This is a genomic window from Aurantibacter sp., from assembly GCF_039941195.1.
Taxonomy (GTDB): Bacteria; Bacteroidota; Bacteroidia; order Flavobacteriales; family Flavobacteriaceae; genus Aurantibacter_A.
Genome location: NZ_JBDVFA010000063.1, coordinates 19,720 through 36,973, shown reverse-complemented (window position 1 = coordinate 36,973; position 17,254 = coordinate 19,720). Strand labels below are relative to the sequence as shown.

Below are 17,254 nucleotides of genomic sequence, written 5' to 3'. Positions count from 1 at the left end.
ATTATAAATTTGAGGTATACAAAAGTTTAACCTTAAATCGATACATAATTAGAACTTTCCTACATGTACTTACTTTAAAAGCATTATAAATGGCAGAGATGTTGTAAAATTTAAGACATTATAAATGGGCTCAAACCCCATAATTTTCCCTTGTATTTTTGGGCTCGGGGAAAATATAATTACAAAAACGACCATATGTTGAATATGGTTGTTTTTTATTTTAATAGAAAATCTACTAATATTCTAAATATGACTATTAAAAAACTAATTATTTAAGCTTTTGAATCTTCTCATAAAATAATGGCTTTTTAAGAAATAACCATTTGACTTTAAGACCGATTTCGGTAAATTCAAAACCAGCAGCAGTTGCAGACGCTATGTTACTATATTTTCCATAAATACTGCCGCTTAAGCGTTTAGAATATTGATGTTTTAATGCCACCTCTGCTCTAAAGATAGCAGTATATGGATCTTCTTCAACCTTTTGCATACCCGTTGCAGCACTAGCCATATAGGTTGTCTTTTCACTAATTTCACCTCTTATATCAGCAAAAATTTCAAATGCCTGATATATTTCAGGACTAAAATAGATGGTAGGCACCTGATCTTTAAAAGTTATATATTGATAGTTAAGACCCATTTTTAAAGCCGGTTTTTTTGATAATGTATAATACAATGATGTAAATAGTAAGTTACGCACGTTATCATCACTTTGCTGCGTATGCATTAATTGTGTGAACCAACCAAAATTTACATTGGTACCTAAATTGTAGGTAAGCCCATAGTGGTGTTGTACAATTTCGCGTTCAATTAAGTCAGCATTAAAGTTTTGAACCTCTCTTTGATAGCCCAGTGATAAGTTTTGTAATTTAAAAGGCTGCATCATTAATTTCACATCGAGTACCGGCTGCGTATATGAATCTGTCGTAAAACTAGATTTATTCAAACCTAATACTGCTTTTAATGTAGTTTTCGGTATCATTTTATATTGTAATCCTGCCAACAACACATGGGAATTTGCTTTATTTCCTGATATACTATTCTCAGTTGTACGATAGAAGTATGACAAGGTTGTTCTAAATTTTGTTGAGAAAGGTACTTCGACAGTTGTATTAGTAAAGAAGGCTGAATTTTTACCATTGTCAAATGTATATGCCACATGTTCCTCCACCGTAGGTGTGTGCATTAGATTCAGTTTCTCAATAAACCCCAAGGCATCTTTTTGATTGTCATAAAACTTAAGGGTATTATAAGCAGACTTATAGGCTGGCATTATTCGGTCTGCTGCAAATAAGGCATTTGCCTTCCCTAAATTTCCATCAAAAGAAGCACTATCATTCTTTAAGATACTATTGTAGCTTTTTACACTTATTTTAGAATCGCCTGTGTATAGTCCTAAGGTAGCTCTTAGGGCATGTAACCAATTTCTATTAGGGTGAATGGCTTCGAGACTATCAACTTTTTGCCTTGCAGAAATAAATTTACTATTCCATATTAGTGCTTGAATATACCTGTCATAGGTGCGTTCAGTAAGTTCGGTATCCTTTAATTTTGAGACCTTTAATTTTGATGTTTCGGCAACTTTTAGCGCTATTTTATCATCTTCACCAATGTGTTCGGCTAAAGCAATACCGTTTAATGCTGTTATCGAATCTTTTGGAGATGTAGCGTAACGTTTGTACATGTTTTTTGCACCTTTAACATTCTTTACTATAAGGTATAAATTAGCTAAATTTAATAGCGCATCTTTGTCTTCAGGAAAATCAATAAAAATTTCTTTTAATATAGTTTCCGCTTTAGCGTATTGTTGCTTATTCACATATTCATTAGCAAACCCTAAACGCATAAATTTACGAGAGACTTTTGCATTGTCATTTTCAGGATCCAGCTTTAAAGCATCTTCAACAACCTGTAGTGCCGCCTTGTATTCTTTTAAATTGCTTAAGGTATTAGCGTAACCCAATACGGCCGCAAACTTATCTGGGTTTTCTTTTACCATTTGCGCATATAACGGTTTAGCCTCAGCATACTTTTTAGCCCATAAAAAAGATTCATTATAGTTAATAGCTACCTCAAAATCATTTGGGTAAGACTCTAATAATTCTGCAAATAACTTGGTTGCTTTTTCAGGTTCCCCACTAAGACCTACGGCACGGCCATAACAAAGTTTAGCTGTTTTGTTTTCAGCATCAGTTTTGAGGTAATCGAAAAAGAACGATTCCGCCTGCTCAAAATCACCTTTTTCAAGGAGTGAAAAGCCTTCTTGCATAGCATTCTGAGCATTCGATTGTACGAATATGAACATTGCAATAAGAAAGAAATAAAAACGAATCATAAATAAGTGAGATTTTTACTACAAATACATAACGTCAATTGTTACTATTTATTAGTCTCCAGTGGCATTGGATTAAGTATTTGGTATTTATGGCTCTAATCGCAGGTAAAGGTCTGTTCAACTATAGCTATTTGCAAGCGAACGACAAGCGTCACTAAAATGGAGTTTTCTATCAGATATTTGTGTTTTAAAATAGTACTTGCCTACTACTTTTGGTAAGAGAGGTTCCCCCGAGTTGTTGTTAATGGGTGATTATTTTCTGTAAAAAGAGGTAATTGCCCAGACAACTTTTTTAATTTATGAGTAGATAACTGTATTTCATCGAATATATCTGCATTACAACAATAATTACTTCCCATTACGTTATAAGTAAGAATATACTTACACTTTATTATTCAAGAGTTTTTCGTGTATTTCATTTCCAAATTTATTACAACTAAAAATCACAAGAGCGATGCTCACAATAATATAGTTACTAAAAACTTAACCTATGAAAATTCTAACTATTGACGACCAAGAGTTAATTCTACTTTCTGTAGATAAAAGACTTAAAGAATTAGGTTATACTGTAGAGACCGCTAGTTCTGGTGAAGCTGGTATTCAAATTTTTGATTCTTTTAAACCAGATTTGGTACTTGTAGATATAAATATGGGTGATATGTCTGGACTAGACGTCGTAAAACATATTCGCACCAATGAAGATAAAAAGACTCCAATTCTTGTAATGTCGGGTAATACTGATGAGAAAATAATTATGGATGGGTTTGATTTAGGCATCGATGATTATATGAAAAAGCCTGTTAGCCTTGATGAAATGGCGGCAAGAATTAAAAGACTTATTGGTGTTCCAGAGACTGATAATAGTATTGAAAGCTCTAGCGATACTCAAATGTTGCAAAAAAACGTTGTAGGCGTTGTTATTCCTTGTTATAATGAAGAAGAACGTTTGTCTGGTGATGATTTTAAGGATTTTGCAAACAGAAATTTAGGTTATCACCTGTGCTTCGTAAATGATGGCTCTACCGATAATACTTTAAAAGTTTTAGAAGAACTTAGACAAGGAAACGAAAATAATATAAGCGTTTACAACTGTGAAAAAAATGGTGGTAAAGCGGAAGCAGTTAGACAAGGAATGCTACATCTTTTTAAAGATGAACAATATGACTACCTAGGTTTCTTAGATGCAGATTTATCTACAGATTTTAGAGATTTTGATGATTTAGTTAAAACTTTGGATGAATCTAATTACAAGATTGTAAGTGGTTCTAGAATGAGTAGAATGGGTGCTGATATTACAAAGGAGTCGGCCCGTAAGATTATAAGTATGACCATTAACTTAATCATACGATCTATCCTAAAAATGCCTTTTAATGATACGCAATGTGGCGCGAAAATTATGGAGCGCGATATAATTCCAATGCTTTTCACAAAACCTTTTATTACCAAATGGATTTTCGATGTGGAGATATTTATGCGAATGCGTAAACATTATGGTAAGGCAAAAGTGCAACAGTTAATATGTGAACAACCTTTAAAACGTTGGATTCATGCCGATGGTTCTAAACTATCTATGAAAGATTCCGTAAAAATTGTTGGACAGTTGGCTAAAATTGCCATTTCATACAGATAATAATTTATAAGCAAAATATAGGGCTCACAGTAATCCTGGAAGAATAAAGGTCTTTAGGATGTACTGCTATAATTGCAACGAATACCTAACTAACCTCTTAATCTAAACTTAATAAATATGGCGTTACAAGTAAAAATGAATAACCAAATGTTAGAAGTATTAGGGGAGCTTACTTCCGAGAATACATTAATCTTAAAAGATCATCTTGATAATTTTTTAAATGAATTTGATAACGTCATATTAAATCTTGAGAATGTAACAGTTCTAGAAGAAAGTTGCGCAATAACCATGGAACAATTGTATTTAGAATACATTCAAAATAGAAAGGGTATTCAAATAATTGGAAAGCAAAATCAACACATTGCCGGAGTTATGAAGCAAACGAAAACCTCATATATATTATGTAATGACCGCGTTTAAACTTGTATTAAAAAAGGTTTCTCCCGAAAAGTTATTTATGGGTAGTGCTCTCATTGTTAATGGGGGCAATTACCTATATAATCTTTTATTAGGTCGTTTATTGGGTCCAGAGGCTTTTGCTGATGCTGCTTTGCTTGTTACGCTTTTGTTAGTGCTATCTTTTGTAGGAATGACTTTTCAATTGGCTACAACAAAATTTGCTGTTCTTTTTTCTGGTGATAGTTGGTCAGCTTTTAAAAATACAATTTACAAGTATGCTGTAATTTTTGGTCTTTTTACCGGTATTATAATTCTCCTTTTTTCTAAATCACTTCAAAGTCTTTTCCATACTCAAAATCATTGGATGTTCGTAATTTTCGGTATTGGTATACCCTTATATTTTGTTATGAGTGTAAATAGGGGGAGATTTCAAGGGAAACAAGAATTCACCAAATTAGCAGGTACTTATCAAACAGAAATGTGGAGTCGGCTACTTTTGACTTTTGTTTTTTTATGGTTTTTGCCAGTTGAACCAGGAATTTTGATTGCATTAGGTATTGGAATATCTTTTGTATTTGGCTTAATACCATCAGATTTAAAATCGATAGACCTGTTTTCAAAAAATCAATTAGTTGGTGATGAGCTCAAACAAGTCTGGATTTTTATTGGACTAACCGTAGGGTATGAACTAACGCAAATTATAATCAATAATAGTGATGTACTCTTAGTTAAGCATTTTTTTAATTCTGTTGATGCCGGACTTTATTCATCGTTAGCATTAATTGGTCGTGTAGTATATTTTGTGGCATGGATGTTTGTAATGCTACTTATGCCCACAGTAATGCAAAAACAAAAAGACGGTGAACCCACAGCTCCTGTACTTTTTAGATACGTTTTCTTTATTGGTGGTTTATCATCATTAATAGTTATTACATGCTATTTGTTTCCAGAAACAATTATAACATTAATGTTTGGTGACGCATATATTTCAGTAGCACCTCTACTATGGCAATATGCGCTCGCAACATCATTGTTTGCAATCTCCAATATTTTCGCATACTATTTTCTATCATTAAACCAATATGCACCTGTTATACTTTCTGGTATTCTGGGATTATCACAGGTTGTACTAATTATAATTTTCCATAGTAGTTTGGCAATAGTAGTTCAAGTACAAATTTTAGCAATGGTACTATTATTAGTTGCACAACTTTTATTCTTTGTTTTTAAGAATGCAAAGTTCAATTTTCAAAAAAAATCTATTTAACCATATAAACATTACCCCAATGAAATTAGCAATCGTTACGGCCTATCCACCGAGTAAAGTTACCTTAACAGAATATGCTTATTATTTAGTTAAGCATTTTAGATTACAAGAGGATGTAACTGAATTAGTATTAATTACTGACTATACCGATGAACCTAAAGATTTGGATTTTGAAGGAGAGGGATGTAAAATTACTGTAGAACAAAGTTGGAAATTTAATGGTTATGCCAACCTTATTAATGTTAGCAAAACTATATCTAGAACCAAACCAGATGCGGTTTTATTTAATTTACAATTTTTAAAGTTTGGTGATAAAAAGGTTCCTGCAGCCTTAGGATTAATGTTACCTATGTTCTGTAAGTTTAAAGGAATACCAACTATTTCTTTACTTCATAATATTTTAGAACAAGTAGATTTAGAAAATGCTGGGTTTACTAAAAACAAATTACTACAAAAAGCATATAATTTTATTGGAACAACGCTTACTAGGTTTGTTTTAGCTTCTGATATTTTAGCCGTAACAATAAGCAAGTATGTTACTATTTTAGAGGCGAAATATAAAGCTAGAAATATTGCACTAATTCCGCATGGTTCTTTTGAAACGCCTCCAGAACCTAGTTATGAATTACCATCAGGACCTAAGCAAGTTATGGCTTTTGGTAAGTTCGGTACTTATAAAAAAGTAGAGATATTAATAGAAGCGGTTGAAATAATAAGAGCAAGAACTTCTGAAGATATTGAAATTGTAATAGCTGGTACTGATAGTCCAAATACCCCAGGTTATTTAGATGCTATGAAGGAAAAATACAATCATGTGCCACAAATTAGATTTACCGGTTATGTAGCTGAAGAAGATGTTCCTGGTTTATTTGGAGAAAGTGCAGTTACCGTTTTCCCTTATACCTCAACTACGGGTAGTTCTGGTGTGTTGCATCAAGCGGGTAGTTATGGTAATGCCGTTGTATTACCAGATTTAGGTGACCTTGGTGTATTAGTTCGGGAAGAAGGCTATACGGGTGAATTCTTTGATCCTACAAGTACCGAATCATTAGCAGATGCTATTGAAAAAATAGTGGCTAATGACGCATATAGAATAGCATTAGGAAAAACTAATTATAAGGCAGCATGTTCGTTGCCAATGACAGAAATTACAAGAATGTATGTTGAGTATTTTAAAGCCATAAAGCTTTTTAAAAGTGAAGGATTTGAGCTTGATTTACCAAAAAAGATTAGCGAGTTAGAAGAGCAGCACGCTTAAAGAAAAGGTTAGTGTTAATGGAGGGGATAACAGTAATATTATTCCCTTTTTTTATGGCTGCTTCAGAATATCAAATACTTCTTTTCTGTTACCCTCTAAATCAATACATCCGAAATGATGTTGCTTCTTTGTTCTCCAAGGTAAACTGCCCGCGACAGATGTTGGTACTTTTTCAAAATCGTAGAGCGTCCAAAAAAGAAATGGAATCGACGCATCCCCTAACTGTTTTTGCATTACTTGATAATATTCAAATTGTTTTTCTGTACTACTTTGATACATATTCCAAAATCCATTATACGAGGAATAACCATATTCTTGCAGTACTAATGGTTTGTCTGTGACAATTGACTTTAGTTTATTGTGTGCATCTAAAAAAGTGTCAGGTTCGCGATAATAATGATACGAAACAAAATCTACTTTATCCGATAGTTCAATGCCTGCTTCAGGTGATGACCAACCAATAGTTACTGGGTGATTCTTATCCCATTCTTTAATATTAACAATCATTTGCTCTAGCCAACTTAATACACGCAACCTTCCTCTAGAATCAAAATCTAGGTCAGGTTCATTTTTTATGTCCCAGCCTAAAAGCGCAGGATGATCTTTCATTGCTTTTACAATGGTTTCAGCATGTCGGTGTGTCAGTGTCCAGTTAGATACATCATAATCACCGTAGAAGTCAAATAAAGTGATAAGTACATCTAGGTTGTTCTTCTCAGCAGTATCTAAAAGCGTTTTTAATAAAGCTAATTTTTTATAATCCACACGATTTTTGCCAAAATCTTCGTATTGTATAAATACGCGGATAGTATTTAACCCCATGTCTTTAATGATATTAAAATCTTGATTGATTATACTATCAGTAAATTTTTTTCCAAAGGTATCCCACGGTGAGTCTTTAGGATAATAATTAATACCTTTTGATTTTTTAATTTTAGCTATTTTATCATCTATTTTTCGTTGGATAACATTCAAAGTGTCTTTAAGGTTTGGTATTTCCTTTAAGTGTCTAATACGCCAAAAACCATCTTCTAATAACATCATTACTTGATAACTAGTAGTATCTTTTTCTTTAAATAGAAATTTGTCACCTTCATAAGTTTCTTGATATTCTTCAACATTATAGTCTTTAAAGACAACCATTGTTCCATCAGCGGTATAAAAATCTAGGGTAGAATTATGGCTTAAAGTGGTCCGTTTAAACCAGTTATTGTTTTTTTCATTGATAGCTATATTATCATACAGTCGAACCCGCGCACTATCAGTGTAAAAATCTTCAATACCATATCTGTCATTTTTCTTGTAAGCAATGTTGCGCACATGCCATGCATTCATATAGTCATTGGTAATTTCACCTAAAGCTTGTTCTTCCATTGGCCTTCCTGGGTTATCGGTACTAATCCAATTCATACTTGGTTTGTAGACATCCTCCATTGGGACTTCTAAGTGTAGCAAAGAAGTTTTATCTGCTCCGGTATTCATAAAAGTCCAAGCAGCACCGATACCATAAATGACAAGAGAGTTAATAGCCAAAAAGGTGACTATTAATGCCGATCTGTAGAAAACCTTATTTAACTTAATTGCCATGTATATCTTTTCTAAACTCTTTTTTGATTCCCGCAGCTTGTATTTTTAAAATGTAATTACCATCAGGCAGGTAATGTTCACCTAAGAAAATGTTACAAGTACCATTTTTAGTAGTTGTTTTTTCAGTCTGAATGAAATTACCATCTACGTCATAAATGTCAAGTTGAACGAGCAAACCATCGGGTATTAGTTGCTTCATAAAACTTTCAAAAGGACCTATGTCAATATTTCTATTTCCTTTGGAGAAATGAACCGGATAGTCATTTATAGCCGCTTTAAAAGCAAATTCAGTAATATCACTCTCGGCGGCACCAGTAACAAAAGCCTGTATTTCCCATTTTGAAGCCTTGTCGGGGTGTAGGGTTTTAGCTATAGCAATGCCATTAAGTGTTGTGCCAATAGTATATAAATAGGCATCATTTTCATTTTTAATAACGAAAGTAACTAGCGTACCATTACTGACTATGTTTCCAAACTCATCTCGAATAATATCAGATTCAAATGTTATTATTTGATTTCCGTCTGCATAATTATGAGCACTAGTGGCACTTATAGAAAAATCTGTAGCATTAGCAGGAAAAACAATAGTCGCCAGTTCTTTTGATGTAGTTCCATTGCATTCGGAGGTTACTAGAATTCTTCCTGATTTTGTTGTTGATCTAACATTATACCAAGCAAAAAAACTTTCGGTGGTAACATTTAAATCACTAATATTTTCTTGAAATTGATGCTTTACGGTAACCTCTGTTCCATCATTTAAAGGATTGTCATAAATATCAGTTGGAACTATGGTTAGCATAGAAAAATCGTTATTACCTGCCGTAATACTTCTAGGTCCAAAATAAGATTCTAAATGTGTGCCAGCCGGAGTATTTGTAGCAATATTGAATTTGCCTTTTTTAACTAAAGCTTCATCATGCAAAAGTTGCCATCGGCATGGGCCCGCTAGTCTTGTATAATTTATCGGTATAACAAAGTTTATTAAATTATCATTATTAGATTCAGGTGCCAAAATTATATTTCCGAAAGCATTTTTTAATTGCAATTTTAATTTTTCGGAAATAGTATCTACTTTAAAGGTTAAGCTAATTGAATCACCTGCGATATAATTGGCTTTTTTAGTTTCTAAAATAACTTTTGGCATCACAGTATTTTTGTCAGGTTCTTCTTCTTTCGAAGCGCAACCTACAAGTAATAAGCACAATAGTAGAATAACTCTTAACTGCATGTTATTTGGGATTGCCTATATAACTATTTAGTTCAAATTTTATGTAATCAAAACCTTTGCCCTTAAATGGTTGGGTTTGCTTGACTCCATGAACCCTATTTCGATTCGGAAATATTTTTTCTGCTATTGCTTCATTTGGCAATCCATTTACAAAACAATTTTTGAGACTGCTATTAATAATGCTGAGACTATCTAAGTCTAATGGCTTATAGTTGAAAAACTGTTTTCTTTGAATTCGAACACCTGAGGTCACAAATTTATGATCTACCCAAAGTAATTGATGATCTTTATCATAATAAGAAATTATCAATTGCGGTATGGTAACTTCTTGCACCCCTGAATTAAACAGTACACCATTAAAACCTTGTTCGGTATATACAAGATCCTGTAATGCCAAATGCTTGTATAAATCTGTATTAGCTGTATTTCCTGCCGATTGCAAATTAAATTTAGTGGGTTGTTCTTCAAAACTACCAGGAGTAAACTCATCGGGATTAAAGGTCGGAGGCAAGGTGTCTTTCGTAGAGGCCCAAGCTATACCTTCAAAATTTATTTTAAAGGTAGTTGTTTCTTTAGGCATTAATTTATGCTTAATGTGATGCTTTGCATTATAATTTGCGAGTTCTTTATTTAAGTCATTATATAATGTCGCCTTAATAACAATATCAGCAGGAGTATCATCTACATTTTGGAGTTCTCCAATGATACTATACTGTCCTTTATATTGTACAAGTTTGGCCGATAGAATTTCTAATACGGGTTGTTTTAAAACATCTTCATGATAGGTTTCCTGAGTGGTGATTTTACGCCTACCGTGATTATAATATGTAGTGCCATTGGCTGTAAAAAGTTGGTCCGGTGGAATATCATTATCAACCTTTGAAGGTTCAATATACCATTTGCCTTTTCTTTTTACGAGTTCGTGATAATCACTGTTAAATACGTTTTCCAATGGCGTAATCCAAGTAGTGGCTACTTTTGCTTTAGCACTATTTTTAGTTACGTCATATATTTCAATATTTAAAGAATCTAATTTGGCATAAGAACTTAATATACCATCGGTTACAGAAACCTCAAGCATATATTGAGCTATATCGATATTGTTTTCGGGATCAAGATAAGAATGAGCTCTTGAGAATTCTTTAAAATCTAAAGCGTCATAATACGATTCCACGACGTTTTTTGGAGAAAGTTGCTCTTCATTTTTAACATAAAAAAGATAGATTCCATAGCCCAAAATTACAAGCATTAGCAGTGCCCACCAATGCGAAAATATTAGAAGCTTATTTGAAAATTTAGTGTAGGGTAGGGCAAGTTTCATAAAAGAATGTTCTTCCGTTTTTCTTGACTTTAAAAGTCTCACCCAAATCATCTGAATATTTATAAAAATAGCTATTAAGACTGTGGATAATGGAATTATACCCCACATCAATTTCATAATGGTGGGAACATCTTGTTTGGGCATAATTTGTGGTATAGGTGCCACATTTAGTTTTTCCCATACCATAATACCATTTTCTAATTGCTGCAAACGTTGCCAACCACAGTAATAGAGAATTGGGTCATAAAATTTATCATTTGAAAAAATGTATTTTAGGTTATATTTTTCCGGTACAGTTAAGAACTGTTGTAAGGATCCAATACCTTCAACGCCTCTGAATTTTGAATTTTCAATTCTTTCTATTGCTCGGGTAGTAAGCTCAGGTAATCGTCTTGCTGAATGATAATTACCATCCACGGTCATTGCTTTGGTTTGTGCTGAAAGCCATGCCATTTGATCACCGAAACCTAAAGGTAAATAGCGCCATGCATCATGAGAATCTGCTCCAAGAAAATTTACAATGGGAAGCATCTTTATTTTTGCGGGCTGCGATGGCCTAAAATAACCTAATGTCATGGTGAAAAGCACCATAAATAACATGCCACCTGCAATTAATCCACCTAAAACCCTATGATATACGCCACCGAACTTTTCTTGTACTAAAGCTTTTAAATCACCCTCAACCATTCTATAAGCAAACTCTGCGAATATCGGAAGTGCCATAATGGTAGCCCATAATGTAAACCTATCTAACGTGAGAATATTAAAGGCCATTTCGCCTAACATTAATCTTGGAATAGGTGTAGATCCTCCTGTTCCTAAAATAGTCAATAAGGTAAAAGATAATCCAAAGAACAAATATCTTTTACTAAAGTATCTGTAAAAGAAATAAGGTAAAACGAAAAGAAAAACACCCCAAGGAATTATAAAAAATACAAGTCCAGATGAGGTTACTTCTAAGAAGTTATCTCGTGAACCATGCGGAATTGCAACTTGAGTAATTGGATTTCTTTTTGAGTTGTACCAATAGGGGAAAATACAGAATACAAGTAAAAATATAGCAGTACCGCCAAATTTAGCTATGCGCCAAAAATGTTGAAGTGTGGTACTCCAGAATACTTTAAAGGAAAGTTTTTTGTATGATTCTACCTTCTCTCTTGCTGCATCCATTACCGTCATTCCCATTAATGGAGCAATAAAAAACACCATACCAAAAAGTGGGGTTACATGATGTGATGTAACAGTTACAGCGAGCATACTTGCCGATGTAATAAAATAACGTGTTTTTCCAGTTTTTATATAGAGGTAGATTTCTGTCATTGAATGTAACAAAATCGATAATGCTGAAACACTTGGTAGTTGCCCGAAAATATGCAAGGTTTCGACAAAGGTGGAGGAAAAAACGGCTAAAACAGCTCCGTATCCGGCTATTCTTCGACTGCCAGTCATTAAAAGCGTGTATCGATAAGCTCCTGTTATAAATAATACTATGGCAATCATGCCTACAGTGTACATTCCAAATTTTAAGCCGCCTATGTAGGATAGAATGCCTATTAATTGATGAACTAATGGAGGATAAGATTGTACAGTAAATCCAGTATACCACCTATATTCCCAAGGGTCAAACCAGCTATTAGCATAATGATCTGCAAAAAACAAATGTATTAAAGCATCATAGGTGTATTCCAATGTAAAAAAGATAGCAGAACCGTGAAATGCTATACCAACGATTAGAGCTAAAATTAATAACGTATTTGTTTTTTTAATTGTTTTCATTGTAGGAAAATATAACAATATAAAGAAGTTATTATTGTATTATTTCCCTTTATTTTAGGTGTGCAGTATATCGATGAGGTTAATGATAGTAGTCGCAACCAGAACTCATTATTTATATTATTGAACCTTGTTAGAGGATAATTTTATTAATTGATTTAGTTTAATTCTAATATTGATAGGCAGTACAAAACCTAATGAGATTATATATAAAAGCTAATAGGCGAGTTAAGAGCCCAAATATATCGTACATGTTTAAAAATAATTTCTGATATATTTCTTGTTTAATAAGGGATTACAAATAATTATTTAGAATCTTCTTGTGGCCAATTCCAATGCAGTAAATCGTCACTCCAAGCTATTCCTAAGGATGCATTTTTATCAAAATCACCTTCTTCTTCAGTTTTTGGTCCAGATCCATGAAAAAACATGAGATACTTGCCGAATTTGGAATTTGATCTAAGATCAATTACAGTACCAGCGGAAATACGACCTTTGGCCCAAGTCCATTGTTTTTGTCCTAATACGATTAAATTTCCCCAATCTGTCCAATCTCTTAAGTTCTTGGAGCGCTTTATTGCTATGCCATTTTTAGGAGAATGGAGTAAAATATATTCTTCATTTTCTTTTAAAACGGATACATTTTCACCAGATTCTGTATTACAACAATAGGTCCAATTTCTTAAATCGTAACTGAAAGACATACTTACTCCGTTTTGTTTGTAAAAGCACCACCATTTTCCTTTTTCGTCTTTGTCTTCTACTAAATAAGGGTCAATCATTCTTCCCATGTCAGCTAATTTTATATCTGGTCCTTTCACTTTTAATACTTCTGGTTCGCTCCAAGTTTCTAAATCTTTACTTCGCATGATAAAAACCCTTGCATCGGCAGTACCATAGCTCGTTTTATCTGTTGAACGTAAACCAGGTCTTGGATACGTCTGTAAACTCAATACCCACTCATCCTTAAAACGAATAACATTTCCAGGACTACAATAGTTTAGATTCTGACCTTTCGGTGTTATTATTTTACTAGGACTCCAAAGCTGTAAATCGGATGATGTGCTTTGTGCTGTGTAGGAATAGATGAAGCCATTTTCAGATTTTACTAGTGTATAAAAAAGATGGAATTTATTATTGTGATATAGAATAGCAGGATCTCGATAGGCAATAGAATCATTCCCTTTAAATAGTATAGGAGTATTCAGATTATTTATTATTGAGTTTTGCGCTATAATTTGTGTGGAAAAAAAGAGCATTATTAGTATTAGGGGAGTACTGCATTTTTTTATTGATATCATCGTTTGGTATCCCTTTAGTTTTTATTGTTTAGTTATGTTTGGTTTTAATTCAGTAAAAATTTCTTTTGCATGTTGAAATATTATTAAATGCCCTTCTTCTTGAAACAATTTAATGTCAGCATTTTTAATTTCTTTTGTCATTAACTCTGCCCATTCAAAAGGTACATTATTGTCTTTTTTTCCTTGCCAAAATTTAACAGGCACCTGAATATCACTTAATTTAAATTTCCAGTCCTTTACCAATAAATTTGATATTTCGTATGCAACACCTTTACTTCCTTGTCGAAAAGCTTCATTGAACATTCTTATAATAATATTCATTACCAAATCGTTTTTTAAAATTTCTTGATCAGGACTACTCATAATTTTTAAGAAACCTTGTAATGCTTTTTTAGGTTTTTTCTTCAATTGCTTGTCTTGAATTGATAGCATCATTTTTAATAGCCATGGGAAGTATTTTGCAAGGTTCAACATTAGCTTAACCTCCATAGTCAGTAGTTTTTTACTTTCGGAATTAAAAGGTGCAAAACCACTAATGATTGCAGTCTTTTGAACTTGTTCAGGAAATTGATGGGCAATAGCTAATGCAAAAGGTGACCCAGCAGACATACCTGCTACCGAAAATTTATCAATTTTTAAGTGCTCGGTTAATTGTTTAATATCATCAGCAAATCCAAGAATGGAACCTTTTGGATTAAAATCCGATAGACCATGTCCAGGACGATCTACGGTTATTATTCTCAATCCATTCTCGATTGCAAAAGACATGTCGTAGTGCATTTCAATTCTGGAACTTTGCGAACCATGACAATAGATTATTGGAAAATCATTCTTACTGCCATATGTTGCATAACCTAATTGCCTTCCATCATTCAGTACAAAGTGTTGATTTATATTGTTCACCTTAAGTAAGAAGTTTTGATTGAAGGTAAATATAAAACTACTATCTTCTCCAACTTTATGATTTGATATTTATTTATGTGGATTAAATATATTTTCATCGTAGCTTTTTATTTTTCTTCTAGTATTGTTTTAGGACAAACCGAAGTTGATACACTTTCGATTAAAAATAAACTACAACCAGTATCATCTGAAAATATTTTTAAGACTGATAATTATTATAATTGGGGACCTTCTATTATTAAAGGTGACGATGAATTGTATCATTTGTATTATTCGCGATGGCCTAAAAAAAATAAATTCTCAGGTTGGTTAACGCATTCAGAAATTGCACATGCAATCTCAAAAAAACCATCTGGGCCATGGCAATTTAAAGAGGTAGTTTTGAAAGGGACAAGGAATGACAAATGGGATGCTATAACAGCCCATAATCCTAAAATAAAGTATTTTGAAGGTAAGTATTATCTATATTATATAGCTACTAATTTTGGGACTGAAAAAATAAATGATGAAAAATTATATATACTTGGTACAAAGAAAATATTGAACAAAGAAAGAAATATTTTGAGAAGAAATATGAGAACTGGTGTTGCTGTAGCTAATAGCTTGGAAGGACCATGGAAAAGACAAGGCAAACCAATTATTGAACCTTCAGGTCCTATAACAACTATTACTGTAAATCCTGCAATTGATCAAGGAAAAGATGGCCGTTACTATCTTATTGTTAAGGGAGATAAACCAAATGAAAAGCGCTTTATTCGTAATCAAGCAATTGCAATTGCCGAGAAACCTACGGGTGAATTTGTAATTCAAGATAAACCGGTAATTGATTATTTAGACACAGAAGATATGTCTTTGTGGTATGATAAAAAACGTGATTATTTTTACGGAGTATTCCATGCGCATACCTATATCGGAATGGTGAGTTCCTCAGATGGAATAAATTGGGAGAAGGCTACAGAAGATGTTTTAATGGCAAAGAAAATACCACTTTCAGATGGCACTTTATTGTTGCCAGAACGTATGGAACGTCCCTTTATTTACACCGAAAATAATGAGCCTAAAGTTCTAAGTTTCTCAGTTAAAAAGGGCGATGAATCTTATATTGTTTTCCGCGAAATAGAATAATGAGAATGTACTTTAATTTAGCTTTTTGAAATTATTAATTTCTGGAAAATCAATAATAAACTGTTCTGCTAAGGTTTTTGCCCCCAAGGCTGTAGGGTGAACTTCATCGGAAGCCAATAAATCTTTATTCCAATTACCTTTTCCGTCGGATACCGCTTTGTCAAAATCTATAAATCGATATCCCGATTCTCTAACAAATTTGTTTTTCTCCTTATGATTTCGAGAAGGTACAGAAGGTATTGTTGAAAGGATTAGCGAAATGTTATTTTGTTCACACACTTCCATTACTCTTTCGGCATACTTTTTCCAATCTTTATCTTCAGTATGCACATCACTTTTATCATTCATTCCCAAACACCACACTACATATTTTGGTTTGTGAATGGAAATTGCAGCGTTAAAAAAGCTATATGAATCAACAGATTTTCCTCCGGGTAATCCATCGCATAAAAAATTATAATTTGCATTATAAATGTAATAGGGCCACCTTTTCGTGCTGCCTATATTAACATAGCTGTCACCAAAAACAAAAATATCAGAAGAATACTCGGGGCTATTAAAACTAAAAGTGTCAACATGAATAACACTGCCGCTAGAGCGAACAAATGGATTATTCATACCCACGAAATCGGAGTTGAATTTTAGCGTATCTTTTTCATTAATTACAGTAAGGGAGCTCGAATCTACCGTTCGATCAATATTGATGGTTATATTGTTTTGTAGTTTTAAATTATGCTTGTAACCTTTTCTTGTTTCCACATTTGTAACCTTATTGAAAATAATACTGTCTTTGGTTAGAAGTAAATTACTTGTAAGGTACCTGCCAGAACCTTTACCGATAATTAGACTATCAAACTTTTCAATTACACCATTAAAGCTAATTCTGAAATTTTGTTTAATTGCGGAGTCTATGAGTTGGTATTCTTCACCTTCTGTCAGAGAGAAATTGTGCAGTTCTTTTTGTAAAACTTCAGTCTTTTCAACTGGTGTACGAATTGATTCTATAGGTTTGTTTTCTTTCTTTTTATTGATGTAAAAATAAACGAGTAGTATGCCTAAAATTATTACTAAGCCAAGAAGAAATTTATTTATTGTTGAATTTTTCATCAAATAATTATACTATAAAG

12 protein-coding genes are annotated in these 17,254 nt (G+C 33.0%); 5 read left to right on the top strand and 7 right to left on the bottom strand.

Going from position 1 to position 17,254, the window contains the following annotated elements; genetic code table 11:
* Positions 1-268 precede the first annotated feature (268 nt).
* Positions 269-2,335 (bottom strand): tetratricopeptide repeat protein, encoded by a 2,067-nt coding sequence (locus ABJF52_RS10965; RefSeq protein ID WP_348149967.1) that lies wholly within the window; start codon positions 2,333-2,335, stop codon positions 269-271.
* A 490-nt stretch (positions 2,336-2,825) separates the two neighbouring features.
* Between ABJF52_RS10965 and ABJF52_RS10960 the strand changes: the two genes are divergently transcribed.
* The 4 genes from ABJF52_RS10960 to ABJF52_RS10945 all read left to right on the top strand — a co-directional run bounded on the left by ABJF52_RS10960 (position 2,826) and on the right by ABJF52_RS10945 (position 6,889).
* Entirely contained in the window at positions 2,826-3,965 is a 1,140-nt protein-coding gene (locus ABJF52_RS10960) for a response regulator (RefSeq protein ID WP_348149965.1), read from the top strand.
* Between the two features lie 117 nt (positions 3,966-4,082).
* Entirely contained in the window at positions 4,083-4,385 is a 303-nt protein-coding gene (locus tag ABJF52_RS10955; RefSeq protein WP_348149964.1) for a hypothetical protein, read from the top strand.
* 37 nt (positions 4,386-4,422) lie between these two features.
* Positions 4,423-5,631 (top strand): oligosaccharide flippase family protein, encoded by a 1,209-nt coding sequence (locus tag ABJF52_RS10950; protein ID WP_348149962.1) that lies wholly within the window; start codon positions 4,423-4,425, stop codon positions 5,629-5,631.
* A gap of 19 nt (positions 5,632-5,650) precedes the next feature.
* Complete coding sequence (locus ABJF52_RS10945; RefSeq protein WP_348149960.1) at positions 5,651-6,889, top strand: glycosyltransferase; 1,239 nt, start codon at positions 5,651-5,653, stop codon at positions 6,887-6,889.
* Positions 6,890-6,940: 51 nt separating this feature from the next.
* Here ABJF52_RS10945 and ABJF52_RS10940 read toward each other — a convergent pair whose 3' ends face one another.
* The 5 genes from ABJF52_RS10940 to ABJF52_RS10920 all read right to left on the bottom strand — a co-directional run bounded on the left by ABJF52_RS10940 (position 6,941) and on the right by ABJF52_RS10920 (position 15,002).
* Entirely contained in the window at positions 6,941-8,476 is a 1,536-nt protein-coding gene (locus tag ABJF52_RS10940) for a cellulase family glycosylhydrolase (protein WP_348149958.1), read from the bottom strand.
* The gene (locus tag ABJF52_RS10935; protein WP_348149956.1) at positions 8,466-9,704 is read right to left on the bottom strand and encodes a hypothetical protein; all 1,239 of its coding nucleotides are present in this window, start codon (positions 9,702-9,704) and stop codon (positions 8,466-8,468) included. Before ABJF52_RS10935 ends, ABJF52_RS10940 begins: the two co-directional genes overlap by 11 nt.
* A 1-nt stretch (position 9,705) precedes the next feature.
* The gene (locus ABJF52_RS10930; RefSeq protein WP_348149955.1) at positions 9,706-12,801 is read right to left on the bottom strand and encodes a hypothetical protein; all 3,096 of its coding nucleotides are present in this window, start codon (positions 12,799-12,801) and stop codon (positions 9,706-9,708) included.
* Positions 12,802-13,103: 302 nt separating this feature from the next.
* Positions 13,104-14,099, bottom strand: a complete 996-nt coding sequence (locus tag ABJF52_RS10925) for a hypothetical protein (RefSeq protein ID WP_348149953.1) — start codon at positions 14,097-14,099, stop codon at positions 13,104-13,106.
* Positions 14,100-14,120: 21 nt separating this feature from the next.
* A complete protein-coding gene (locus ABJF52_RS10920) occupies positions 14,121-15,002 on the bottom strand; it encodes an alpha/beta hydrolase (protein WP_348149951.1) in 882 nt (293 codons plus the stop codon).
* 75 nt (positions 15,003-15,077) lie between these two features.
* Between ABJF52_RS10920 and ABJF52_RS10915 the strand changes: the two genes are divergently transcribed.
* Entirely contained in the window at positions 15,078-16,127 is a 1,050-nt protein-coding gene (locus ABJF52_RS10915; protein WP_348149949.1) for a glycoside hydrolase family protein, read from the top strand.
* Positions 16,128-16,139: 12 nt separating this feature from the next.
* Here ABJF52_RS10915 and ABJF52_RS10910 read toward each other — a convergent pair whose 3' ends face one another.
* Entirely contained in the window at positions 16,140-17,234 is a 1,095-nt protein-coding gene (locus tag ABJF52_RS10910; protein ID WP_348149947.1) for a hypothetical protein, read from the bottom strand.
* Positions 17,235-17,254: the final 20 nt, after the last annotated feature.

Bases quoted from the DNA above. Each gene is read 5' to 3' on its own strand.
- ABJF52_RS10915 (WP_348149949.1), top strand. From the start codon at position 15,078: ATGTGGATTAAATATATTTTCATCGTAGCTTTTTATTTTTCTTCTAGT.
- ABJF52_RS10910 (WP_348149947.1), bottom strand. From the start codon at position 17,234: ATGAAAAATTCAACAATAAATAAATTTCTTCTTGGCTTAGTAATAATT.
- ABJF52_RS10935 (WP_348149956.1), bottom strand. From the start codon at position 9,704: ATGCAGTTAAGAGTTATTCTACTATTGTGCTTATTACTTGTAGGTTGC.
- ABJF52_RS10945 (WP_348149960.1), top strand. From the start codon at position 5,651: ATGAAATTAGCAATCGTTACGGCCTATCCACCGAGTAAAGTTACCTTA.
- ABJF52_RS10925 (WP_348149953.1), bottom strand. From the start codon at position 14,099: ATGATATCAATAAAAAAATGCAGTACTCCCCTAATACTAATAATGCTC.
- ABJF52_RS10940 (WP_348149958.1), bottom strand. From the start codon at position 8,476: ATGGCAATTAAGTTAAATAAGGTTTTCTACAGATCGGCATTAATAGTC.
- ABJF52_RS10930 (WP_348149955.1), bottom strand. From the start codon at position 12,801: ATGAAAACAATTAAAAAAACAAATACGTTATTAATTTTAGCTCTAATC.
- ABJF52_RS10950 (WP_348149962.1), top strand. From the start codon at position 4,423: ATGGGTAGTGCTCTCATTGTTAATGGGGGCAATTACCTATATAATCTT.
- ABJF52_RS10965 (WP_348149967.1), bottom strand. From the start codon at position 2,335: ATGATTCGTTTTTATTTCTTTCTTATTGCAATGTTCATATTCGTACAA.
- ABJF52_RS10955 (WP_348149964.1), top strand. From the start codon at position 4,083: ATGGCGTTACAAGTAAAAATGAATAACCAAATGTTAGAAGTATTAGGG.
- ABJF52_RS10960 (WP_348149965.1), top strand. From the start codon at position 2,826: ATGAAAATTCTAACTATTGACGACCAAGAGTTAATTCTACTTTCTGTA.